Annotated in this window: 15 protein-coding genes and 1 tRNA gene; 8 read left to right on the forward strand and 8 right to left on the reverse strand. The window is 43.3% G+C overall.

Going from position 1 to position 26,114, the window contains the following annotated elements; translation table 11 throughout:
- Window positions 1–42: 42 nt before the first annotated feature.
- The 5 genes from GO493_RS18945 to GO493_RS18965 all read right to left on the reverse strand — a co-directional run bounded on the left by GO493_RS18945 (window position 43) and on the right by GO493_RS18965 (window position 12,257).
- Complete coding sequence (locus tag GO493_RS18945; protein WP_157307800.1) at window positions 43–1,308, reverse strand: DUF4959 domain-containing protein; 1,266 nt, start codon at window positions 1,306–1,308, stop codon at window positions 43–45.
- Window positions 1,309–1,339: 31 nt separating this feature from the next.
- Entirely contained in the window at window positions 1,340–3,265 is a 1,926-nt protein-coding gene (locus tag GO493_RS18950; RefSeq protein ID WP_157307801.1) for a RagB/SusD family nutrient uptake outer membrane protein, read from the reverse strand.
- 8 nt (window positions 3,266–3,273) lie between these two features.
- Entirely contained in the window at window positions 3,274–6,558 is a 3,285-nt protein-coding gene (locus GO493_RS18955) for a SusC/RagA family TonB-linked outer membrane protein (protein ID WP_232538896.1), read from the reverse strand.
- Between the two features lie 447 nt (window positions 6,559–7,005).
- Complete coding sequence (locus GO493_RS18960) at window positions 7,006–11,199, reverse strand: hybrid sensor histidine kinase/response regulator transcription factor (RefSeq protein WP_157307802.1); 4,194 nt, start codon at window positions 11,197–11,199, stop codon at window positions 7,006–7,008.
- Window positions 11,200–11,360: 161 nt separating this feature from the next.
- Complete coding sequence (locus GO493_RS18965) at window positions 11,361–12,257, reverse strand: helix-turn-helix domain-containing protein (protein ID WP_157307803.1); 897 nt, start codon at window positions 12,255–12,257, stop codon at window positions 11,361–11,363.
- A 158-nt stretch (window positions 12,258–12,415) separates the two neighbouring features.
- On the opposite strand from GO493_RS18965, the gene galA reads away from it, so the two are divergent.
- Window positions 12,416–14,872, forward strand: a complete 2,457-nt coding sequence (gene galA / locus GO493_RS18970) for a beta-galactosidase GalA (RefSeq protein WP_157307804.1) — start codon at window positions 12,416–12,418, stop codon at window positions 14,870–14,872.
- Between the two features lie 181 nt (window positions 14,873–15,053).
- Window positions 15,054–17,264 (forward strand): PDZ domain-containing protein, encoded by a 2,211-nt coding sequence (locus GO493_RS18975; protein ID WP_198315765.1) that lies wholly within the window; start codon window positions 15,054–15,056, stop codon window positions 17,262–17,264.
- Window positions 17,265–17,313: 49 nt separating this feature from the next.
- Here the strand turns inward: GO493_RS18975 and GO493_RS18980 are convergent, their stop codons facing one another.
- Window positions 17,314–17,637: a winged helix-turn-helix transcriptional regulator gene (locus GO493_RS18980; RefSeq protein ID WP_157307806.1), complete on the reverse strand. Its 324-nt coding sequence runs from the start codon at window positions 17,635–17,637 to the stop codon at window positions 17,314–17,316.
- Between the two features lie 189 nt (window positions 17,638–17,826).
- Between GO493_RS18980 and GO493_RS18985 the strand changes: the two genes are divergently transcribed.
- From GO493_RS18985 to GO493_RS30890, 3 genes are all read left to right on the forward strand, one after another.
- Window positions 17,827–18,477 (forward strand): NAD(P)-dependent oxidoreductase, encoded by a 651-nt coding sequence (locus tag GO493_RS18985; RefSeq protein WP_157307807.1) that lies wholly within the window; start codon window positions 17,827–17,829, stop codon window positions 18,475–18,477.
- Between the two features lie 126 nt (window positions 18,478–18,603).
- Window positions 18,604–18,834, forward strand: a complete 231-nt coding sequence (locus GO493_RS30885; protein WP_198315766.1) for a nitroreductase family protein — start codon at window positions 18,604–18,606, stop codon at window positions 18,832–18,834.
- A gap of 39 nt (window positions 18,835–18,873) precedes the next feature.
- Window positions 18,874–19,218, forward strand: a complete 345-nt coding sequence (locus tag GO493_RS30890) for a nitroreductase family protein (protein WP_198315767.1) — start codon at window positions 18,874–18,876, stop codon at window positions 19,216–19,218.
- A 379-nt stretch (window positions 19,219–19,597) separates the two neighbouring features.
- Here the strand turns inward: GO493_RS30890 and GO493_RS18995 are convergent, their stop codons facing one another.
- Both GO493_RS18995 and GO493_RS19000 read right to left on the reverse strand, forming a co-directional pair.
- Window positions 19,598–20,257 (reverse strand): AAA family ATPase, encoded by a 660-nt coding sequence (locus GO493_RS18995; RefSeq protein ID WP_157307808.1) that lies wholly within the window; start codon window positions 20,255–20,257, stop codon window positions 19,598–19,600.
- Between the two features lie 133 nt (window positions 20,258–20,390).
- Window positions 20,391–20,463, reverse strand: a tRNA-Lys gene (locus GO493_RS19000).
- A gap of 153 nt (window positions 20,464–20,616) precedes the next feature.
- Here GO493_RS19000 and GO493_RS19005 point away from each other — a divergent pair.
- The 3 genes from GO493_RS19005 (at window position 20,617) to GO493_RS19015 (ending at window position 25,971) form a co-directional block, all read left to right on the forward strand.
- Window positions 20,617–21,429: an SDR family oxidoreductase gene (locus tag GO493_RS19005; protein ID WP_157307809.1), complete on the forward strand. Its 813-nt coding sequence runs from the start codon at window positions 20,617–20,619 to the stop codon at window positions 21,427–21,429.
- A 271-nt stretch (window positions 21,430–21,700) separates the two neighbouring features.
- On the forward strand, window positions 21,701–22,528 hold the full coding sequence (locus GO493_RS19010) for an SAM hydrolase/SAM-dependent halogenase family protein (RefSeq protein WP_157307810.1): 828 nt from the start codon (window positions 21,701–21,703) through the stop codon (window positions 22,526–22,528).
- Window positions 22,529–22,734: 206 nt separating this feature from the next.
- Window positions 22,735–25,971, forward strand: a complete 3,237-nt coding sequence (locus GO493_RS19015) for a DUF2723 domain-containing protein (RefSeq protein ID WP_157307811.1) — start codon at window positions 22,735–22,737, stop codon at window positions 25,969–25,971.
- Window positions 25,972–26,114 lie beyond the last annotated feature (143 nt).

Raw genomic sequence — 26,114 nt, forward strand, 5'->3', positions numbered from 1 at the left:
TCATAAAATACTATTTATAGTGATTTTTTCGAGGAGGGCCGCCTATTTGCCTCCATAAAGGGTTAGTTCTGTTATATATGCAACTTCATTCCCCCCCCATGTCTTCGAGACAGCAAATCTTAAAAATTTCACTTTGGGAGAATTCACCGGCAATTCAAAGCCCACACCATCAGACCACCACTGTATATCCGCTTGTGTTGGACTTGAAGGAGGGCTTCCAGACGGCGGGGCAGGAAAATCAAAGTTCCCAAGATTTATCCAGTCCCCTAACACAGTACCAACAGGGGCATACTCCGGTAAAACTGCATCACGGGGAACATCCGATGCAGATCCCCATATGCTGAATTTCTCAGCTTCTCCATCCGACCAATAATGACCATCCCACCCATTCCGTTGATAAAAAACAAACCTGCTTAAACTTACGAGCTGTCCGATGCCGAAAGTGATAACATAGGGCTTTACAGGTTTGGGCGTAAGAATCGGATCAAATTGCGAATGCCAGAAATTATTGTTCAAGCTACCAACAACGATTCCATCCCATATTTTCATTATCGGAAAATTATTTTGTGTAGGAATATCCGATGCTAAAGAATACGCGGAAAATTTAGATTTGTCTAACAGTATTTCATAAACGGGGTTAATAGTCGCGTAGGTAACAGGCGATTTATTTCCCCATCTGTCCGTCACATAAGCGCCGAATTGTTTAGGCAGTGTATCAAATCCCCGCATAGGATAGTTGATGTCCAGCGCGTCAAAATACTTCTGCTGGCGTATTACATATTTACCGTAAGCAGGATCATTATATAAATATACAATTGTAATGCCCTGTCCTGAAGCATTTCTGGCAGTGGCATTTACGCCACCAAAAGTTGATTCAAGTTTTAAGCTTTCAGCTACCATTAAATAAGCGGGAGTTTCAGGATGAATTTTCACCGTAACGGGGTCGGATTCAACGTTACTTCTGGTCACTGTCTTTAAGGTTATGGTATATTCCTTTGATTCCGCAAACCCTTCTACAACGGTGGTATCACTATAATAGCTAGTCTTTGTCTGCCTCTTTGCACCGGTACTGTCATTTATAGTATAATCAGCCACTATATACAGTGTGTTCTGTGATTTTGGGATATTATAGATAATATAAGCGCCCCCTTCAAAATTTGAAACCCTTATATTGGTCGGGGGGTCAGGTTTCGTTTTATCAGCAACCACCGGTCCATTATAGTCAGAAACCTTACTACAGGAACTGATTCCAGCTATCACAGATAAAATCAAAAAATATAAAATACAGGAATAATTTAATTTCTTCATTTCAGATCTCTTTTAACTTTTAAATCCTCTATTACTTCCAAAATGGTGACTGGACAAGCTTTCCATTATTTAGCAACTCATCGCCTGAAATTGGCCATAAGTAATCTTTGATATTGAGGATGGGAATCAAATATGTTTGTATACTGTAATAGGCATTAATATCCTGTTGTCTGACATTCCAGCCTTGAATTGGCTTTGAGACTTCATTAACATATTCCTTCCAACGACGAAGGTCCCAACCGGCTTTACCTTCAAACATGAGTTCTATTCGTCTTTCCCGATGAATTATTTCCCGAAGGCCTTCTTTTGAAAGGGGTTTATCAGGATTTTTCGCGTATGTGGCCCAGGATGCAACAACCCCCTTTAATTTTGCTCTTTCCCTTACTTTATCAATATAGCTATAGGCCTCTGCAGAAGGGCCATTGGCTTCATTCAGGCACTCTGCATATAGCAGGTACAGATCAGCCAGACGTATTCGTGGCAAACGATAATTATTTATTGAAAGGCTGCCATTGGAATTAACTGCTGTTTGATAATGTACTAACTTCTTCGCCCAGTAACCCGTCACATTTGCTCTCCCAAACTCTGTTATTCCACCTATATCTCCTCTCTTCGCAGCTACATACATCGTGGCATCCTGATTAAGCGCCCCTCCACCATACCAGATACCACCATCGAAAGCAATATCTGCATAGTAGCGTGCTTCGCGGTCAAAATTTGCTCTAATAGTTGTATACCCTTCTTTAAGATAATATTTATCAACTCTGTCAGCTATCTGCAAATTGAAACGGTTGTCATAATCCCATGTTTTATCTTCTGTAACAGGAATACCATTCTTGGTATAGAACAACTCAGTTATAGCCAGGGGCACGGCTATATTACCGGGAGCGTTTATATTAGCAGTTAAACGGGGAATATAGTTTTCCTGGTTGGGGAACGTACTATTTAAAGCCCATATCAATTCGTTGTTTAAGTCCCATTTTTCAGTGACTGCATTCTGTAATGTCAGTACAAGCTTTAATGAGTCATTCAGATTAATTGGAATAGCAGCAGTAGGAATAAATGTATATAATTTCGCTCCTGCACCTTCTACCTGTGAGATGGCTTCCCTAACGGCATCTGCCGCTTTTTTCCATTTTGTATTATCGACAGCGGCGGGAAACAGCATGGTACCGTCCTTATCCTTATAATCAGCATAATCAGGATTTCCATTAAACAACGGGCTGGCCTGTGTAGCCAAAACCTCTGCTTTTACAGCCAATGCAATTGTCCGCGTAATCCTTCCCCATTCCTGCGTTGTATTCGTTATGCCTGCCGGCAGGCCAGGTATTGCCTTGTCAAGTAAGCCTGTAATATACGAGAACACACTATCCACAGGAGCCCTATTTTTTTGGTATTCTTCCGCTGGTTGACTTATGTCCTCCGTTTTATCCATAATCGGAACGGGGCCATACATTCTTAATAAATAAAAATGGTAATACGCCTTTAAAAAGCAGATTTCAGCTATCCATCTTTCTTTCTCATAGGGTGTAAGATCAATGGGTTTATCGATATTATCCAACATAATATTGCACCTGCGTATTCCCTGGAATAATGCCTTTCCACCATTTTTTCCTTCCCAATAATTGAGCAAGGGAGAAGTTGTATTCTGGGTACCGCTGATAATCAGAAAATTCGTAGTACTTAAATTACTGAAGCTATTGTTGTACAATTCCCCGGAGGTAATAAAGCCAGGATCATCAATACATGAGGCCAGGCTTTGCAGGGTACCATAACAGGCAAAAAGATAATTTTCTGCTTCATTACGATTTCTGAATGCATAATCAATTGTACCTACATTTTCGGGGGTCACGTCCAGATACTTGCTGCAGGATGCCAGGGAAGCAGTCATCAATGAAAGAATAATTCCTGCCCAATAGCTATATACAAGATCTTTATTTTTTCTTATACTACTCATATAATCAATTATAAAAAGTTCACGTTAATACCGAGATTATATACCCGTTGTAATGGATAGCTGAATGCATTTCCTCCCTGCTCTATATCCCAATATTTAAATCTGGTGAAATTGAAGAGATTGAGCCCGCTGACAAAAATCCTGCAGGAGTTCAAGGCAAGCCTTCTGGCTATATCCCGGGGAAGTGTATATCCCACTTCTACCATTTTTAACCTCAGGAAGCTACCATCACGCATCCACCAGGTGCTTGGTTGCAGGTTGTTGGATATCTGGTTTGTATTAGTTCCCAACCGGGGATAGATAGCATACAGGTCCTGGTTGTCTTCAGACCAATGACTGTCTGCATATACTTTCAGTACCTGGGCCAGACCGGTAGCAGTTCCTCCACCAGGAATAAAGGGGCTTGTTGATGTCGGGTTAATAAAAAATGTTGAACGCGCCTGTCCCTGGAAACGTGCATTAATATCAAGAGCCCTGTAACCGAACGAAACTCCAAATCCATATACAATCTGCGGTGAAGTAGGATAACCAACCGGTACCATGTCTGCTGCAGTAATTACGCCATCGTTATTTACATCCCTGTATTTAATATCGCCCCCTAACGGAGCATTACCGCCAAACAATTGCGATGGTGACGCCGAGGCTTCCTTATCATCTACAAAAAGACGTTCTGCTATATAACCATAAGATTGTCCCAGCAAGGTCCCTGAACGGTAGCGCCAGGGTTCTGCATACGCGGGTTCTTCATACCTTCCATATCTTCCCTGGGAATAAGTAAGGTTTGACATAAACTCTACCCAGGCTTTTTCAGACAACTTGTGCTTGTAGTTCAGGGTAAGATCCAGCCCTTTAATTTTTGCCGTACCAACATTGGCATTTATATCAGCTTCCAAACCTGCACTTGCAGGAATATTACGTTTCATTAATATATTGGTACGGTTCTGCTGCCAGTATTCTGCTACCAGGCTTAAGCTCTTGAATAAGGTCAATTCAATAGCCTCGTTGGCAATCTGCGCTCTCTCCCAGGTGATATTCCGGTTCTCATAATTCTTAATCACTACTCCCGGTCTCGAATAACCATTATCTACACCAAAGAAAGCACCATTACCTCCCTGCAGGTTTACGTCTGACAAATAGAAGAAACGTTGACTACTGATGGCATCATTACCTGTATAACCAAAGCTGCCCCTTAATTTCAAACTGGTTATAATGTTGGTAATGGGGCCATCCCAGAATTTTTCATTCGATACTATCCATGATGTTCCCACAGTGGGGAAAAAGCCGAAACGGTTATTTTGCGAAAAGCGTTCCGAGCCATTATATCCGGCATTAAGCTCTATAAAATACCTGCTTTGGTAATTGTATGACACTCTGCCGGCTATATTGAGATTGCGGTACGGCAAAGCCTCCTGTAATGTAGACGCATCCGAATTAAGCGTTTGCTGACGTACGCCGATCAAGGAAGCCTCTATGCTATGATCATCTATTTTCTTGCTGTAGTCGAACTGTCCCTGAAATTGAACAAATGTGTTGGCACTTGTACTTATAGCTGTATAATTCAAGTATTCTGTAGGAATAGGACTACTATTGGTAGCGGAATTCAACCAGTAAAGTTTGTATGTATTGGCAGAACGGTCATAGTCCTGAGGCCGGATAGTGTAATAGAACGGATTATACGCCATCTGGTTGGCAAACAGGGAATATCTGTTCGTAGAGAAAAACCCGTGAAATCTTAACCCGGGGGTAATTATGTCAAGTTTCTGATCTAACTCCAGGGTTGCAGACATTCTTGATTGAGAAAATCTCTTGTATCCTCTAAGCAATTCAGCATATGGATTCTGAAAACCGACATTGCTGGTATTGGTAGTATTGCCGGTATTGTTACCAAAAAGTATATGCTGCACTTTAAAATTAGCAGTATCCGGTTGGTAGTATGCAGGGAACAATACGGGGCTGGTATGAGTTGCCATGTTATACAGATCAGTGGAGAAGGAGGCATCCTGGGTAATAGGACCATTATAGTCATTAAAATTACCCCATAACCGGACAATCAGCTCAGTATTCTTCGAAATGTTGATATTTATATTGGACCTTAGCTGATAATTTTTAAAGTTTACATTATTATTAAAACTATTCATCGGGTTTTTCTTCAATATGCCATTGTCATTACTCAGAGATGCAGATACCATATATCTGGCCACCTTACCTCCACCACTTACATTCATGGTTGCACGCCGGGTAGTTGTACTTTTCTTAAACATCAGGTCCAGCCAGTCAACCACCGGGTATACATATTTATTACTTCCCGGCGCGTTTATAAGTGTCTGTTCCCTGTTGTAAATGTCATCCTCTGTATAAAAAGGTATTGCTTGGGGATCGCGGGTCATCAGCGCGTCGTTATACATGCGCATATAAGTAACCGGATCTGCCAGCTTTATGCTTTTAGTAGGTTCAGATATTGACTGGTCTGTACGGATATTAATTCTGGCACTGCCTTCCTTACCCGATCTGGTAGTTACCAGTACCACGCCATTGGCCCCCCTTGCACCGTATAATGCTGTGGCGCTGGCATCTTTTAATATGGAAAAGCTTTCAATATCCTCTACCTGTAACCTGGCGAGATCCTCTGTAGAAAGTTCCACATTGTCAATCAGGATAAGCGGATTCTGGCGATAACCGAACGTAGTTACTCCCCTGATGAAAAAATTGGAGTTATCAAGACCAGGTTGCCCACTCTGCTGATATGCAATTACGCCGGCTACCTGTCCAGCTAATGCGTTTGTCAGGTTACTGGCAGGAATACGTAACTGCTCCGGTTGAATAGTAGTAACGGAACCTACTACGGCCTCCCGTCGCTGTTTTCTCCCAAATGCAGTTACTACCACCTCATCCAGGGGGCGGGAGGAAGTTTTTTTCAGTACGATGTCGATCTTTGTACTGGAAGGCATTACCAATACTGTTACCTGCTGGTATCCAATATAACTGAATACAAGACGTTTACCGACCGGAACCTTAAGTACGTACATTCCATTTTCATTGGTTACGGTGCCTGATGCAGAGCCTTCTATAGATACTGTGACGCCAGGAAGCGTAATACCCGTACTGTCACGCAAGGTGCCTGTAACTGTAATTCTACCGGTATCTGCAACCGGAACCGGTACAGACTGCCTGTTTTCGGGAGTATTAATGCTGGTTAATGGTACTGATTGCTGGGTTATTGAATCTATGTTGATCATGGCAGTCACATGTACTGGCATAAAGCTACAGATAGCGATACCTGCCCTAAAGAGCATAACCCAGTACTTTTTAATTTTATTTTTCATACGTAGTCGTAAATTTTCAAATCATTGATTGCCGGTCAGTTGACGGCATACATTGAAACCAAGGTGTAGATGATTATTATTAGAGCCTGGGTCAGGGCTTCGTCCTTATGTAATTTTTTTGCATCCTCACCCGGATTGATTGCAGGAAAATCTTAAACTGATCTTTTTTAAGTACTGTGTACAGTGGTTAGCCCTCTTGAAAAGCAGCATTACATCTCCCATGCCGCTCGTGGAATTTAAAATATACATAGCGTGGTAAGTTTAGTTTGGCTGATAAAGTGGATTCATTTTTGATCCAGGCACAAGTTTGCCCTTTTGATCAACTAACAGGGTACACAGATTCTTAAAAAAGGGGCGTATTTTTATAAAATTCCATCAAATAGTTCTTAAAAGGAGTCTTTTTGCTTGAAGAGGATATCAGGTAAAGGAGTTTTTATTAATAGAGAAGTTATCTCCGAGACGATCTCTGTATTTTTTGACATATTCTGAAGGGGTCATTCCGAAGAGCTGCAAAAAGCATTTTCTGAAATAAGGGAGGTGGTTGAATCCGGTACTAAAGGCAACCTGGTTAACCCTCATATCAGTCTTCACCAGCATTTCGGCAGCTTTTCTAAGCCTGAGATAGCGAATAAAGGCATTTACAGACAGTCCCGAAATAGCTTTGATGCGGTTATAAAGAGTGGAATAGCTCATTCCCATTTCTTTTGCGAGGTCCCTGATCTCAAACTCTTCATCATCCAGATGTCTGCCAACCACCTCAATGCAGGTTTCCAGGAACTGACGATATTCTGCTGAAATTTTAAAATCATTGTTCTGAAGGGTTACCTCATTCAGGAAATATTGCTGAAGCCCTTTCCGGGCTTTAATAATGCTTGTCACCCTGGCAAACAGCAGGTCTGCATCGAACGGTTTGGTAATGTAATCATCCGCACCACCTTCTACCCCTTCCAGCCGCAAGGCATCTGATTGACTGCCGGTAAGGAGGATCACCGGGATATGCGCCGTTTCCGGTACTTCCTTCAATGTGCGACACAGGTCAATGCCGCTGATCCCTCCCATATGTATGTCAGAAATGATCAGATCCGGCCTGTGCATTCCGGCTATTTTAAGGCCGGCGGCGCCATCACAAGCTTCAAATACGCGGTAGTTTCCCCGGAAAATATCAGCCAGGTAACGAAGCATCTGCGAGTCATCATCTATGACCAGCAAACTATACTTCGCTGCTGCAAGATCTTCTACCGGGCTGGTCTCTTGTTTGCTGGTGGCAGCAGTCGCGCCTGAATCCAGGTACAATTCACCTACCAGGCTCTCCTGCTCCTTGCTGTCCGGCATGATTTCCTCTAGCTGAAAATGTGAATCCTCCTTTTTTAATGCAAGCCTGAAAATTGTTCCTTCCCCCAGACGGCTTTCAAACGAAAGACTCCCCTTATGAGCCTCAGCAAATGCCCGGGCCAGGTATAACCCAACTCCAAAGCCGGTTTTCCTGGTTGTTCCGCCCTGAACAGCCTGTCCGAATTTTTTAAATAATTGATTACCCAATGCTGGAAGAATCCCTTCACCAGTGTCGCTCACATATATATTATATGTCCCATCGCTATTTTCAATCCGCAGGGCAACGTTGCCACCTTCTGGCGTGAACTTGATCGCATTCGACAAAAGGTTGAACAGGATGATCTCCAGCTTCATCTTGTCTGCATATACAGGGATATCGTTAAATGCACATTCAAACGTAAAGGATATTTTCCTGGCGGCAGCCTGACTAACAAAACACCTGAACACTTCCTTGCAGATCTCCCCCAGGTCCAGTCTGGAGACCCTGAGTGTATCAAATCCGCTTTCTGATTTATTGAAAAGCAGCAATTGATCTACCAGGCTCAGTAAACGTTTGGAGTTCAGGTAAATAGTATTCAGGATTTCCTTTTGTCCGGCAGGGTGTACGACCTCTTGTAACTTTTTAACCGGGTTGACGATCAGAGTCAGCGGAGTGCGAAATTCATGCGAAATACTGGTAAAAAAATCTTTCCTGCGTTCATTTAATTCCCTCTCGCTTTCGATAAGTATCTTTTCTTTTTCCCGTTCAGCGTTTGCAGCTGCATGTTCAGCTTCTTTTCGTTCCAGTTCAGCCTGTCGCTTCTCCTTTTCTGCTTTTTCTGTATCGGCAGTGAGCCTGGCTATCCTCACTTCATAAAGCAGCCGTTTCTGCCTTGCTCTGTAACTTACATAAAAGCCTATAGAAAGGAATCCCGAAAGAAGATAGAGGCAATAAGCCCACCAGCTCCGGTACCAGGGAGGGAACACGGTAATCAGGATAGGCTGCATCTCTTCGCCCCATTCACCACTGATAGTTCGTACTCTTATCTTCAACTTGTACTCCCCTTCCCTCAGACCGGAATATGCAACAGATTGAAGAACGCCAGCATCATTCCACTCCTTGTCCCAACCTTCCAGGTAATAGCTATATCTCAATTGCCCCGGAGATGTAAATTCAGGAGCTGTATAATCAAGTACCAGACTTGCACTTTCAAATGGAAGCGTCAGCCGCCCGGTTCCTTTTTCCGGATCTGATCTCCACGTAGCAGAGCTTCTGGAAAGAGGTTGCCCGGCAACTCTTACCATTATAACCACAGGTGTTGATGGTTTTTTAGGGGGATGGATATCCAGGGGATTAAAAATGATCAACCCCTGAGCGCATCCAAATGCCATCTTCCCGTCTGCCAGGCGGCGAGCCGCATGAAAACTGAATTGGTTGGCGGGCAGGCCATCCTCTCTGTAATAATTCATAAAACCGACCTTTCCCGGAACAAAACAGGCAAGACCATAGGCAGTCCCCATCCACAAACGGCCAGCCCCATCCTTAACTATATTCAGCACAGCATCATTGCAGAGACCATCAGCAGATGTATATTGTTTCACAATTTTGCCGGTAAGAAGGTCCAGTAATAATAAACCATTACCTTCAGTCCCTACCCATAGCTTACCTGGCCCTGCTTCACATACTGATCTTACTATGCACCCAATCTCAAAACGGCGGTGTCTTTTTGCAGCCGTCTTGTCTATCAGCACTACCTCATGGAGATTCCCACCCCAGAATGTACTATCAGGCAATTCCTTAAGCACCATAAGATCTGACAATGAAGGGTCAAACACTTCAAACCTGTCTTTTTCCCGCTGATACCTGTAAAGTGCTCCAAGGCCACCATTGTTCTTCAACGTACCTGCCCATATATAGCCGTCTGAAGTGGCTGCAATTGAAAACACACTGTTGGATTTCCCCACGGAAGGATTATTACATTCGTACTGCCTGAAAGCTCCTCCTTCAGATCTGTACCTCGATATTCCGTTTGCAGAAGTTGCCAGCCATAAGTCGCCGTCAGGAGTGCAGACCATATCACAAATAGCGTTCCCGCTCAAATGTCCCTGTACGCCGGGCAAAGCAATATAGCTGTCAAAGTGTCCAGAGCCTCTGTCCCATCGGTGCAGGCCTTTACCATCGGTACCTACCCATAATACGTTATCCATACTTTCTTCAATGGAGAAAACAACATTATCGGCAAGCACTTTCCCACTGGCTGCCTGATAAGCATAGGTCCCAAAATCATTTCTGCCTGGATCGAAAAGAAATATCCCTTTTTTAATAGTACCGGCCCACATCCTGCCATCACTATCTCTCTGCAGGCAATAAACTGATTCAATCCTGTCGCCGAGCGGATATGTAGTATTTACCGGATGTACAGTTCCTTTAACTGGTTCCAGTACAAAAAGTCCGCAGGAATTAACCGCCAGCCAGAGATTATGCTCTTTGTCTGCCTTGATAGCCGTAATACGTTCTCCCGTACGTCTGGCAACCGTTTTATTATAAAGTCTCCTGACAGCCCGGGTTCTGATATCATACTCTGTAACACCCTCCCCATCTCCCAGCCATATCTTCCCTTGTTCCACTTCCATACAGGTTGCTCCCTTCAGTGATGGCTCCTTTAGCACAAGGCATCTGTTTTCTTTATCAAAAGAGAACAACCCTTTGCCTTGTATCAAAGCCCAAAGAGTCCCGCTACTATCCTTTGCAATGAAGAGTACCTTATAGTCATATTCTTGCCGGTCTCTTATCTTAACCGGAATCCGGGTACCTGATTGACCCAGGTTAAAAAAAGCCACGACCCCGGTTCCTTCGGTCGATGCGTATGCGTCCCGTCCCGTACACACAACCCCTGTAACATACTGCAATGCCCGATTAACGCCATTCTCATTGAGCACAGCATGCTTGAAAAAGCCTGTAACCTTTTCAAAAATGCTGACTCCCTGCCGGGTAGCAACCCAAAGATGCCCTGTTGTATCTTCTGTAATACCAGTAATCCAGTTACCCACGATGGAAGTACTGTCATTCGGACGGTTTCTGTACACAGTAAAGTCCTTTCCATCATAGTAGTTCAGGCCATCATTAGTACCTATCCAAACGAGTCCCTGACTGTCCTGATAAAGAGTCTTAGCAGTAAAATTTGACAGTCCTTCCGGTGTACTGATATTTGAAGCTACCAACTGGCCAAAACAGAGAGACGAAATATGGAGAAAACAAATCGTTAAATGTAGTAAATATATTACCCTGACAGATTTCATAAGAAATGAGTTCAAGCTTGTTTCTAACGCAGAATAATTAAAAATAAGTTTTTATCCGGCTACTATGGATCCATCATAAAATACTATAAAATCGTGAAAGTAGTATTATACCCCTTAAAATAACAGGATAAAGCCTGCAGCTTCAGAGTAGCAGACTATAATCAGATATCCCTGGTATCCATTTGTTTTTTCGCAATCTGCTGCCTGTAATTACGGGGGGATATTTTCGTTACTTTTTTAAAAATCCTTGAAAACTGGGAGAGGCTTTTAAAACCGGTAAGCTCTGCAATCTCTGCATTGGAAACCTGGCTTGTTGCCATAATATGTTGCGCCCGTTCTATCCGTTTATCATTTATATAGGTCAATGGGCGAATGCCTGTATAACGTTCAAATGACCTGGAAAAATACTCAGGGTTTTGGTTAACTCTTTTTGCCAGCATATTAACCGACAGTGTCAGATGCAGGTTTACGAGAATATATTTCATTGTGTCCATAATCTTAACAGGGATAGCCTCTGGTTCCCCTACAAAAGTTTTTCCGGGTATTACAAACCTTGATAACAGCATCAGCAGAATACCCTGTGTTTCCAGGAAATCTGATAAACTTTGATAGCTATTCAATTTCTGATATTCTTTATAATATGGAACTTTCTCATAAACTCTTGGATTATCCGATCTGTTAATTCCTCTTCCCGGGTTTATTACAAGCAGCCGCTTAAAATTAAGCACATCTATATCTGTTGCTTTTACTTTATTAATGAGCCTGATATTTAAGAACAATGAAGTTCCATCAGAGGCTTCTTCAAAAAACTGAACAAAGTATTGGCTGAGATAGCTCCGGCAACATAAATTGCATAAAGTAAAACTCGGGATAATATATAAATATCCTGGTTCTAATTTTAAGGTTAGCCCGGCACTGGAAATTTCACCTTCACCTTCATCAATGTAATAAATTCTATGATACGGGCTAATCACATTATTGTAATTCCACTTGGTATCCAGCTTTACATAATCCGCATTCAGCATTGAAAGGTTATGTCTCAATACATGCTTATTCATAGTCATTGTTCTACACAGCTCTCTAAAAGATCTGTTTCAGAACAAAAAAAGTCTTTTTTTATCAAAAAAAAAATCTTTCAACGCAATAATTTTGAATTAATCATTATGACCCATAGACATAATATTTAGTTACAGGTACATAAAGAAAAGTATAACATATGATCAGGAACATTCAAAGGTCGGGAATACTCATGCTAATAATTCATTCTGTATTATTACTAACTGCTTCAGCCCAACATGTACAGAATGAGGCAATATCCAAAAGATCCAGGGAAAACTTCGATGCCGGCTGGCAATTCCACAAAGGAGACATTGCAATGAAGCGGGCCGTCAAAGCAGGTAAATATGGTGGGCTTACTGATTCTAAAGTAAAAGTTATAACGGGAGAAGATACCACAATTGCATATTCCGACAAAAACAAAGTTGCACCTTTTAAATCTTCAGACTGGACCATGGTAAACCTACCGCATGACTGGTGTGTAGAGGGGGCTTTCGTTCATGACAACACCATAGGTAGCCAGCCTGCTGCTAACGGTTACTTACCAGTAGGTATTGGATTTTACAGAAAGGAATTTGCAATACCGGAAACCGATAAAGGGAAAAAGATTTCTATCGAATTTGATGGAATTTTCAGGAACAGCACTGTTTGGCTGAATGGCCATCTTATTGGTAATCATCAGAGTGGTTATACCCCTTCCAATTATGATCTTACCGATATATTACGTTATGGCAATGAAGGTCAAAATGTAATACTCGTGAAAGTAGACGCTACTGACTATGAAGGCTGGTGGTACGAAGGTTGTGGCATTTACAGGCATGTATGGCTTATTAAAACAGGAAAACTTCATGTGGGCAGGTTTGGAACATATGTTACCACTCCTGCAGTATCGGGAAGCGAAGCCGTTGTAGATATTAAAACTACTTTGCAGAACGAGGGCAAAGTGATTAAGAATATTACCCTCACCTCAAAAATTATAGATGGCAAAGGTACCTTGTTAAATACGCAAACCTCAACCCAGACAATAACTCCCTTTAACGAGGTTGAAATATCTCAAAAAGGGGGAATTCAAAGGCCTTTACTTTGGTCTCCCGAAAGCCCCAACCTTTACAAAATACTAACTGAGGTGAAAGAAAACGGAATAATCATAGATAACTACGAAACTACTTTTGGGGTAAGAACTATTGAAGTCACTAATGCAGGAGTTTTCCTCAACGGTAAGCTATATCCTATAAAAGGTACTGCTAATCACCAGGACTTTGCAGGAGTTGGAGTTGCTGTTCCTGACAAAATAAATAATTATAGAATAAAATTATTGAAAGAAATGGGCTGCAACGGTTACCGGTCAGCCCATAATCCGCCCACACCCGAACTGCTGGAGGCATGTGACCGGCTTGGTATGCTCGTGTTAGATGAAAACCGGCTGCTATCAAGTACGGAAGATGGTATGAAAGATTTGAAAGCATTACTCTACAGAGACCGGAATCATCCTTCGGTATTCATGTGGAGCCTGGAGAATGAAGAACCGCTTCAGGGAAATATAACAGGAACCCGGATACTTGAAACGATGGTCCATATCACCCATAGTATTGACCCTACGCGCCCCGTAACTACTGCGATGAACCATGGCTGGAATGATAGCGGATATAGTGATTTGCTTGATGTTACCGGCTATAATTATGGACAAAGGGATATGCAGTATGTCAAAGACCATGAAAAATTTCCGGAAAGAAAAATGTTTGTTACTGAATCTACGAGTTTCGTGTCAACACGTGGCGAGTATGAAGATAATAGAGAGAAAGGTTATGTCTCAAATCTTGGAAATGGTGTTGGATGGGGTATGTTACCGGGTAAAGACTGGGAACATATCGTTCAATACCCTTACCTTAACGGTATGTTTGCCTGGACGGGCTTTGACTATCGTGGTGAGCCAACTCCCTACGAATGGCCGTGCGTAACTTCGCACTTTGGCATTATGGATATCTGCGGTTTCCCGAAAGATGGGTATTACGCTTACCAGGCCGCCTGGACCAATAAACCAGTAGTGCATGTGTTTCCTCACTGGAATTGGCAGGGAAAAGAAGGACAAAAGGTAAAAGTACAGGGGTATAGTAACTGTGACGAAGTTGAATTATTTATCAATGGCAGGAGTGCCGGCAAAAAGCAGGTGGTTCCCTTTAACAGGTTTGAATGGGAGGTAGAATATCAACCCGGCAAACTGGAAGCCAGGGGTTACAAAGCTGGAAAAGCTATAGCTAAAGAAATTACTGAAACCTCCGGAGCTCCGGCTCAGGTAGTATTGAAGAGTGATTGCAATGTGCTCCAGGCTGATGGCTGTGATGTTGCCATTATAAATATTGCCATTAAAGATGCTAAGGGGCGGTTGGTACCAACAGCTAATAATCTTGTTAAGTTTACTATTGAGGGGCCTGGCAGAATAATTGGAACAGGCAACGGCGATCCCAGTAGTCATGAACCTGATAAAGCCAATCAGCGAAAGGCTTTTAATGGATATTGCCAGGTTTTAGTGCAAACTGATAAAACTGCAGGTGAAATCCGGTTAAAGGCTTCTTCTGAAGCTCTTAAAAGTATGGAAGCTGTTCTAATAACTGAATAGTGTTACAATGTATTGTGTACTTTGCTTTATGAATGTATTAAGAAGAATATCTATCCTTATAATCCTTTTATGCCCGGTATCGGCGCTCTCGCAAACCAGTTTTTACGTTTCTTCTGCGGGCGCTGATACCAACCCTGGTACAAAAGCCCGTCCATTTGCTTCGATAAACAAAGCTTTGTCAATGGCCCGTAAAACGCCTGGGGCTGTTACAATTAAACTCTACGGAGGTATTTATCGTTTAAGCAGTCCTATAGTCTTTACTCCTGCTGATTCCAGGAAAGAAGGTGAGACACTTACTCTGACCAATGTAGAAAATCAAAAAGCAATTATCAGTGGCGGAGTTACTTTAAATAACCTGAAGTGGAAAGAATATAAAAATGGGGTCTGGCAGACAGGAATAGAGGGCGATCTTATTTTTGATGAACTGATTGTGAACGGACAGTTACAACGCATGGCACGATATCCAAACTATTCCTCCTCCAGCCGTTTCCTAGGTGGAACTGCTTCCAATGCAACTGATAAAGAACATGTGGCCCACTGGAAGTCGCCTGAAGGAGGATATGTGCATGCTCTGCACCGTTTTGAATGGGGTGATTTTCATTATATCATTAAAGGGGTAAATAACGAGGGAGAATTGTCTCTTGAAGGCGGCTGGCAAAATAACCGGCGAATGGGCATGCACCCCCAGTATCGCTTTGTCGAAAATATCTTTGAAGAACTGGATACCGCAAATGAATGGTTCTATGATAAAATAACAAAGGTCTTATATTACTTCCCACCCAAAGGTCTTAATATAAAGACAGCAAAATTTGCGAGTCCTCAAATTACTCATTTAATAGAATTCAAGGGTACGGAAGCAAATCCTGTGAGCAATATTGATATAACCGGTATTACTTTTACACAAACACTACGCACTTTTATGCAAAACCAGGAACCATTATTGCGTAGTGACTGGACCATTTACCGTGGAGGAGCAGTATTCTACAATGGGGCGGTACATTGCCGTCTCGCAGACTGTACTCTCCATAATCTTGGGGGCAATGCTATTTTCTTTAATAACTTTAACCGGAATTGCGAGGTCTCAGGATGTTTGATTTCCAGTATTGGGGCTAGCGCAATCTGTTTTGTTGGTGACCCTAAGGCTGTGCGTTCTCCAAGTTTTGAGTATAATGAATTTGTACCGTTGCCGCAAATAGACCGTACTCCTGGTCCTCTAACCAATAACTATCCTGCAGACTGCAAAATTTATGACAACCTGATATTTGACCTTGGTTATGTAGAGAAACAATGTGCCGGAGTAGAATTATCCATGTGTCAGAGTATCATGGTAAGCCATAACACTATCTACGATGTTCCCCGTGCTGGGATCAATGTTAGTGAAGGAACCTGGGGAGGCCACATTATCGAGTACAATGACATATTCAATACAGTGAAGGAAAGTGGCGACCATGGATCATTTAACTCCTGGGGCCGCGACCGTTACTGGCACCCGGACAAAAATATACTTGACTCCATTGTGACAACCAACTTTGAGCTTACTATGCTGGATGTAGTGAAACCCATCATTCTTCGCAATAACCGTATGCGGTGCGACCATGGTTGGGACATTGACCTGGACGACGGGTCCAGTAATTACCTGATCTATAACAACCTGTGTCTGAATGGCGGTATAAAGCTCCGCGAAGGAGTGAACAGGGTGGTGGAAAATAACATTATGATCAATAATACATTCCATCCCCATGTGTGGTTTAAAAATAGTAACGATGTATTTCGTCACAATATTGTTTCAACGGGATATCAGCCTATTGGGATCAAAGTTTGGGGGAAGGAAACCGATTATAACGTCTTCCCCGATTCTGTTTCTCTCCGGGAAGCATGGAGCCGTGGTACAGATAAACATTCTGTATACGGAAAACTCTCCTTCAGGGCCCCACAGAAAGGGGATTTTCGCCTGACTGATGGGTCCATTGCTTTTTCTACAGGTTTCAATAATTTCGCAATGGACAGCTTCGGAGTGATCTCTTCCAAACTGAAATTGTTAGCCAAGAGAGTGCAATTCCCCACCGTTATTGCACCCGATAACATGAACAATAACGAAATAATTGATTTTATGGGGGCCAGAGTAAAGAACCTGAATACGCTTGGAGAACGCTCTGCCACAGGGATGGATAGTATGCGTGGTGTGCTTGTTGTAGAAGTGGCCTCCGGATCAGGAGCTTCAGTTTTTTTGCAGGCCAATGATGTAATCCTGTCATTTAATTACAAAACAATCAATAAACTACGTGACCTGTTAGAAGCCCGCTTATCAGTTATTGGAACAACTACTGAAGTAATAATCTTCCGCAACCAGAAAGAATACAAAAAGAAAATTGAACCGGGTAATATAAAATAGGCCCATATTATCTCCTTACTCTAAGGGATACTTTCCGATGCTCAATTCCCTATTCCACCATAGCGTCCATCACCTTTTTGAACGCCCTGCCCAATTGGGCAAACTCGTATTCCACCGTAACAGGAACGGTATTGTAAACCGCTCTTGTTACAATGCCGTTCATTTCCAGATCACGCTGCTCTTTTGACAACATCCTTGCTGTAATTCCTGGGATCTCCCGTTCAATTTCTTTAAACCGCTTTTTACCGAAAATCAGCGAGGCCATAATCGGAAGCTTCCATTTTCCGGTTAATACGTTCACTGTGTCATTTACAGCAAGCATAAATGACTGTGGACACTTTTCCATGCTTTTTAAATCAAGAAGTATTTCCATTTCCGAGAGTCATTACTATACAAAAGTATATCACTATAAAATATATATTAAATGTACAGTAAATTTGCCGCATGAAACAGATCATAAGATGAAGCAGGATAAACCTATCTATTGGAGCACCATGATTTAGCGAAAATAAATAGAATAAAAAGATATTAACATTTTAAATCCACATAAAATATTCAAAAGATGAAAGTAGCAGTTATCGGTGCCACCGGATTTGTAGGTGCCCATATTACAAATGAATTAGCCAGCAGAGGCATTGAAGTTTTAGGCATCTCAAGGCAGGAAAAAGCATCGAAAAAAGACAATATAAGCTACGTGGCAATTGACGTAACAAACGTTGCGGCATTGGCAACAGCTTTAAAAGGTCATGACGTGGTAGTGAACTCTTTTAATCCGGGTTGGACAAATCCCAATATTTACGAGGATTTTATTACCGGTTCTAAAGCTATTCAGGAAGCCGTAAAACTTTCCGGAGTAAAACGTTTCATCACTATTGGTGGTGCAGGAAGTCTCTATGCATCAGAAGGCGGACCACAAATAATAGACACATTCCCAAGCGATTCGCCTTTTTATCCCGGGGCTAAAGCAGCGAAAGATTATCTGGACATTATAAAAGAAGAAAAAGAACTGGATTGGGCATTTTTCAGTCCCGCGCTGGAAATGCACCAGGGCATTACCACCGGCAGAACAGGAAAATACCGCTTAGGGACTGATTTTCCGGTAATGGATCAGAACGGTAAAAACTTACTTTCTGGCGAGGATCTGGCTGTAGTGATTGCTGACGAAGTAGAAAATCCCAAACATCACCGGATGCGTTTTACAGCAGCTTATTGATCAATCAGAAACAGAATAGCGGAAGTAGGTTATTTGTCAGACAATACCTTGCCCTGGGGAGCCACTTCAACTGATGACAAAATAAATGAAGGCAGTTTTGAGCTAGTTAATTAAAAAACAAATAGAATGAGTTTAACAGAATCATTAAAATGGCGTTATGCCGTAAAAAAGTACAGCGACAAAAAAGTAAGTGACAATGATGTTAAACCTGTTCTGGAAGCCATCAATCTTTCGGCCTCATCGGCAGGCTTGCAGCCCTATCGCGTAATCGTGGTCGAAAACCCTGAAATCCGCCGAAAACTAACCGAAGGCGAATTTAACCCACAAATTTCTGAAGCTTCACATTTATTGGTGTAGAACCTGTCGGTAACTCACATTGACGAATATGTGCAGCGTATGGCCAACACCCGTGGCCTTCCGACAGAAGCATTGACAGGTTTCAGAGATATATTGATAGCTCATATTACAGGAAGAACACAGGAAGAGAATTTGATATGGACAGTTAAACAAGCCTACATTGGTTTAGGCACCGGCATTGCAACAGCATCTGAATTAAAAATAGATACCACGCCAATGGAAGGTTTCAATCCGCCTAAGTTTGATGAGATTTTGGGATTAAAAGAGAACGGTCTGAGAAGTATGGTATTACTAGCGCTGGGTTATCGTGATGAAGCAAAAGACCCGTACGTTAATGCAGCTAAAGTGCGTTTGCCTTTGGAGGTGTTTACTGAATTGGTGTAGTAAGATGATCGATGGAAATTTCCGCGTCCTTTAAGTTGAAATAGCTCAGATTTAGTCCGACAGCCTGTACAAAGGAGTTTAGGCTTGATCTGCCGCTTATTTGAATCTTTATTTCTTTTGGAATGCCCTCCCAATAGCCAAAGGGGATTTCGAAAGAAATAAATGATTCATAGTTCATCTGACAGTGCTGACAAAATAAAGCTGGTGTATATTTGGACCGTGTTCGTAGTCTACTTCCGGATTTAGAAGCAATGGTCTTTCATTTAACAGGTTCGCACCATTCGCTACTTTATAACTTTCAGTTACAGTTCTATTATCCTGTAATACAAGTGTATGTACTCTTTCTCCTTCGATAGGAAAACTATCCCCTTTATTTGAATTACATCTTTCGCACGCTAGCAACAAATAAATCCCGATCCCCCTTCTCAAAATCTTCTAATTTCTTTTTCAGTTCTTTATTCTTCAGATATTCTGAATATGAATCTTCTGTACGTATCTCCTGAACACCTTCGCTGTTGACCTGTGCGATAGAATCCATATCAAAAAGCGAGGATGTTAATAATACATTGGGTAAAAGGTTCTTAATATCAAGATTCAGCCTTGTTACTACCGAGCCCTCCCCTTTAGTTTTAGAAACCTTCAGAAATACAGAATTTAGCGGTGCTCCGAGAAATGGGATTACGCTATGGGTTGTGGCAATAAATTGTATGTCGGGGAAACATTCTGATAGCAAGGATGGGAATAACTTTTGAAGCTTCGGGTGCAAGTGAACGTCAATCTCATCAATCAGTACTATGCCAGAGAAATTCCTGGGATCTTCTAAAGCTGGATTGATGCTATAAATGCGGCAAATTAAATCGCCGATCATGGCGATTATGCTTCTTGTGCCCGATGCTAATTGATTAAATATAAGCCAGCCTCTAAATCCTTCTACTTCGACATTTCGTTCTTTATAATAAATCTTTTTTTCCTCCTGCCGGTAATCAATATCCTCAAGGTGAGGAATCAGATAACAAAAAATATACTTAATTAAATCCAAACTGTTCGGTGATATTAAAGTGGACAAATAGCGGTTAGTGGTGGTACATAAAAGAAGGTTCTATGGCCGTTGTGCCGGAACAAAAAGCGCCCTGCAAGTGATTGGCTTGCAGGGCGCTTATATGTTAATCCTGTGATCCCGCTGGGACTCGAACCCAGGACCCATACATTAAAAGTGTATTGCTCTACCAACTGAGCTACGGAATCATTCCCTTTTTGCGTTGGGATTGCAAAGGTAATAATATTTTAATTCCCTCCAACTTTTTGGCAACTTTTTTTAAAACATTTCTGTTTTGTGCTGAACAAAAAAGGGTATTATATCATTTACCCGCCTATTTTTGTGTCTGCAAAAAAATAATAATGCAACATTCTTTTCAAAACAAAGTTGTAGTCATAACCGGGGGAACGTCCGGCATTGGTAAGGCGCTGGCGGAGGCATTCCTGCAGGCGGGCGCCAGGGTAGCCGTATGTGGGAGAAAGCAGGATAGCCTGCAGGCCCTGGAGCAGGAGCTGGCTACGGATAGTCTTTATACCTACCAGGCTGATGTCAGCAAAGAAGAAGATTGTAAACGTTTTATAGACCAGGTCATTACACGGCTGGGGAAAGTGGATATACTGATCAACAATGCAGGTATATCTATGCGGGCCCTGTTCCGGGATGCGGAGGTAAGTGTTCTCAAACAATTAATGGACATTAACTTCTGGGGAACGGTGTATTGTACCAAATATGCATTACCTTCAGTACTGGCAAACAATGGTACTATCGTAGGCGTATCATCGATAGCAGGTTACCGCGGCCTGCCGGGACGTACCGGTTACTCCGCCTCCAAGTTTGCCATGCAGGGATTTCTTGAGGCATTGCGCACCGAGAATCTACATACAGGCGTGAACGTAATGTGGGTGTGCCCGGGATTCACTGCTTCCAATATACGCAACACAGCATTAAATGAACAGGGTCGGGCTCAGGGAGAAACACCGCTGGATGAAAGTCGCCTGATGAGTGCAGAAGCAGTTGCACAATCTATTCTCAAAGCTATTTACAAACGCAAGCGCACACTGGTGCTTACCGGGCAGGGCAAACTCACGGTCCTGTTAAGTAAGCTGATACCGGGAATAGCAGACGGATTAGTGTACAATCACTTCAAAAAGGAACCAGGGTCTCCGCTTAAGTAAAAAAGAATTTAAGCCGTTCCGCGCCAGCAGGCAGTTTCAAGAGTCTGGCGATGAACGGCTTAAATTTTCATCTTTTACTTTTTAATCTTTGATTTTTTACTTATAGGCCCCTAAAACCCCCAACCCCGGCCCTTTTATAGTTATTCACATCTGAACAAGTATTGACGTTTGAAACACGGCTACATGTAGATTTTAATTTTCTTTGCACTTGTAAATAACGCCAATCCCTTAATGGCATTCTTTTTGGGTACCTGGCAATTGATTTCAACGCATGTCCATTATAACATTAACATCAGATATAGGGTTACAGGACTACCTGGTAGGCGCCATCAAAGGGCAGCTGTGGCAACACTGTCCGGGTGCCCCTGTAATGGACATTACGCATCAGATATCTCCTTTCAACCTGCCGCAGGCTACATATATCTGTAAGAGTTCCTTCTCATATTATCCCAAAGGGACCTTTCATATAGTGCTGATAAATCTGTTTGACCGCAAAGCTGATCACGTGCTGCTGGCGGAACACAACGGGCACTACATTGCATGCGCTGATAACGGGCTGATAACCATGATTGCAGGAAATGCACCTGAAAAAGTAGTTAAACTTCCGCTGTACAAACAACAGCCTAAAGATACCTTCACCGTTCTGCGACGCTTTGCGGAGGCTTACAGGGAGCTGCAGGCAGGAAAACAATTGTCTGAACTGGGCGAGCCTGCTACCGGCTACATCGTCAAAAATAACCTGCAACCTATGACAGGACAGGATTATATTGATGGCCAGATCATTCATATTGACAACTTCGAGAACGTTGTTGTTAATATAACACGCCACCAGTTTGATGAACAGCGCCAGAACAGGCCGTTCTCTATCTTCTTCCGCCGTGATGAAGTGATCACCCAGCTGAGTGAAACATACTCTGATGTACCGGAAGGGCATAAACTTGCCATGTTCAATGCTGCAGGCTACCTGGAGATTGCCATTAACAAGGGCAACGCTGCCGGTCTTTTTGGTCTGCGCGGATTTAACCGGGACCAGCTCACAGATCCCTCCGGATTCCAGAAACTGTCCTTTTACCAGACCGTCAGGGTCATCTTCGGGTAAAACCATCCCTATTCTCCCTGCTTACCCTATTTCCTTTACTTATCCTTTAACTTTAGCAGAAACCCCTAAAAGACTGATAAAGAGGCTTCCATTAATCCTTCCCTTTTATAAAAAAATATTCTTATTAAAGAAAAAGTTAAAACTGTTATCGCTAATTATCATAATTTGCCACTTTTTCTATTTTTGTCGGAACCTAAAACATCTCTATGAATTTTCAAAGGACCAACAACATTGTAGGTTGGGTTATTTGTATCATTGCCTGCACGGTTTACATTATGACTATGGAGGCCACCGGCAGCTTATGGGACTGCGGCGAGTTTATTTCCAGCGCCTATAAAGTACAGGTGCCCCACCCGCCAGGAGCTCCTTTGTTTGTGCTGTTAGGTAGATTATTTACGATGTTTCTTAGCCCTTCACAGGCAGCAATAGGCGTTAACCTGATGTCTGCCCTGTCCAGCGGTTTTACCATCCTTTTCCTTTTCTGGACCATTACTCACTTTGCCCGCCGCCTTATGGTGAAAAACGGTGAAGAGATATCCCGTGAGAAAATGATCGCTATTATGGGCGCCGGCGCTGTTGGTGCATTGGCCTATACCTTTTCCGACTCCTTCTGGTTCTCTGCTGTTGAAGGCGAGGTATATGCAATGTCTTCCTTATTTACCGCTGTTGTTTTCTGGGCTATCCTGAAATGGGAGCATGAAGCTGATGAGCCTTATGCAGACCGCTGGATAGTATTCATCGCCTTTATGATGGGCCTCTCCATCGGCGTGCACCTGCTGAACCTCCTCACTATCCCGGCTATAGTAATGGTTTACTACTTCAGGCGCTCTAAAGTAACTCCATGGGGTACCTTCTGGGCATTTGTTTTAGGTTGTATTATTACCGGTCTGGTACAGAAATTCATCATACAGGACACCATCAAGACTTCCGGCCTGATGGACGTATTCTTTGTGAACAGCCTGGGTATGCCATTCTTTACAGGCTTTGCCTTCTACTTCCTGGCATTGGTAGCAGTGCTTCTTTACGGTCTGAAAAATCCTAAATTCGGACTGTACGCTCCGCTGATCCTCATTGCTTCTGTAATTGCCATCCCGGCTTTCAACGGAATTGGTAACACGCCAATGATCATCTTAAAACTGATCGTTGCTGCTATTACCATCTGCGTATGGGCTATTGCCAAATACTTTGGCGCACAGCTGACCAGCTCCGGTGTTGTTCATTTTACGAAACTTACTATCTACTGTATACTTTTCCTCCTGCTGGGTTACTCTACCTACATCACTACCATGGTGCGCTCTACAGCCAATCCATCTGTAGATATGTACAACGTGGATAACCCAATCTCCCTGGTAGGTTACCTGGGACGTGAGCAATACGGTGACTTCCCGCTTATCTATGGCCAGGTATTCACCGCCCGTCCTACCTCCTACGAAGAGACCGATAACATCTATGCGCGTGGTAAGGACAAATACGAGATTGCCGGTAAGAAACAGGTACCGGTGTACGCTCCCGAAGATAAAATGCTCTTCCCACGTGTATGGGATGCCAGCAATGACCAGGGGCATGCTGATTACTACCGTGACTTTCTCGGACTGCAGGAAGGAGAAAGACCTTCCTTCGGCGATAACGTGAAATTCTTCCTCCAGTACCAGGTAGGGTTTATGTACCTCCGCTACTTCATGTGGAACTTCTCCGGCCGCCAGAATGATACCCAGGGTTATGGCAACGTACGTGATGGTAACTGGATCACAGGTATTTCCGCCATCGATAATATCATGTACGGAGACCAGTCCACTATGCCGGACAGCCTGAAAAACAACAAAGCGCATAATAAGCTGTTCCTCCTGCCCTTCCTGCTGGGTATTTTCGGACTGCTCTATCAATACAAGTATCACCGCAGAGACAGCCTGGTAACAGGTTTACTGTTCTTCTTCACCGGCTTTGCCATTGTCCTGTACCTGAACCAGGCGGGTAACCAGCCACGTGAACGTGACTACGCCTATGTAGGCTCTTTCTATGCTTATGCTATCTGGATAGGTCTCGGCGTACTTTCTGTATACCAGTTCCTTAAAACAAAGGTGAAAGGTGCGGCGACAATGGCGGCTCCTGTAGCTACTATCGTCTGCCTCCTGGCAGTACCGGTGCTGATGGGCTTCCAGGAATGGGATGACCATGACCGTTCTACCAAAACCATAGCACGCGACGTTGCAAAGGATTATCTTGAATCCTGTGCTCCTAATGCAATACTCTTTACGGTTGGGGATAACGATACCTATCCGCTCTGGTATGCCCAGGAAGTGGAAAATATCCGTCCTGACGTTCGTGTGATCAACCTCAGCCTCTTAGGGGTTGACTGGTACATTGACCAGCAGCGCCAGGCCGTAAACAAGAGCCAGGGGGTTCCGATGAGCTGGTCGCCGGACAAATACCGCGGTGAGAACCGTAACTATATCCAGTTCTATGACGGAGGCAACTTCCCACAGGATAAGTTCTATAACCTGAAAGAAGTAATGGCATTTATGGGTTCTGACGATCCCCGTGCCAAACTCTCCACCCAGGACGGCAGCCAGATCAACTACCTGCCTGCAAGGAAGCTGTTCATCCCGGTTAATGTGGTGGAAGTGATCAATAACGGTACAGTTGATATCCATGACAGCGCCCGTATTATGCCACAGATCCCGCTGCAGATCACCAAGAACTATCTGCTGAAGAATGACCTGGCAGTATATGACATCATTGCAGCGAACGACTGGAAACGTCCTATCTACTTTACCAGTCCGACCGACCTGGGTCTGAACGACTACCTCCGTATGGATGGTCTTACTTACCGCCTGGTTCCGCTGAGAAAAGAAGAAAGTAATGATCCGATGGGCGCCGAGAAGAATGTGAACATCCCTGCGATGTACACGAATCTGACCACTAAATTCGCGTTTGGCGGAGCTGATGTGAAAGGTACCTATTTCGACGAGCCAAACCGTAAACTGCTTCAGTATGTAAGGAATTCCTACACCCGCCTGGGTACTGCACTGGCCCTGGACGGCAAGAAGGATTCTGCTCTGGCAGTACTGAATACCAGTGATAAACACCTGCTGGAAGGTAACTTCCCTTATGCGATGACCACTCCGGGCCAGATGCATAACTACAGCTCTATGCAGACTGTATATGCTTACTACCTGGCTGGCGACAATAAGAAAGCGGAAGAGATCTCCCAGAAGATCATTAAAGACTGTACTCAGCAGCTGAACTACTACCGTGGCCTGCCTCTTTCCAAAATGGGTAACGGGCTACAGCGTGATGCGCAGATGGCTGAGCAGTTTATCAGCCTGCTGCAGCGGATGAAGGATGACTTTACCAAACCTGGTGGACGCCAGCAGTTGCTGGAACAGGCCAATGGATTCCGGACAGATTCTCAGGAGACGCCTGCAGATAGTGGGAATCAGTGATCAAATGATTTTTGAATAGAAAAGGCCGTCTCTTGTGAGACGGCTTTTTTATTGCACGAGGAGATTGCGAACAAAACGGTTTTGCCTTCGGCAAAACCGTTTTGTTCGCTGATGGATGGCCTGCGGCCGGCTATAGGCCGGTT

The sequence above is a fragment of the Chitinophaga tropicalis genome, from assembly GCF_009758205.1.
GTDB classification, from domain to species: Bacteria; Bacteroidota; Bacteroidia; order Chitinophagales; family Chitinophagaceae; genus Chitinophaga; species Chitinophaga tropicalis.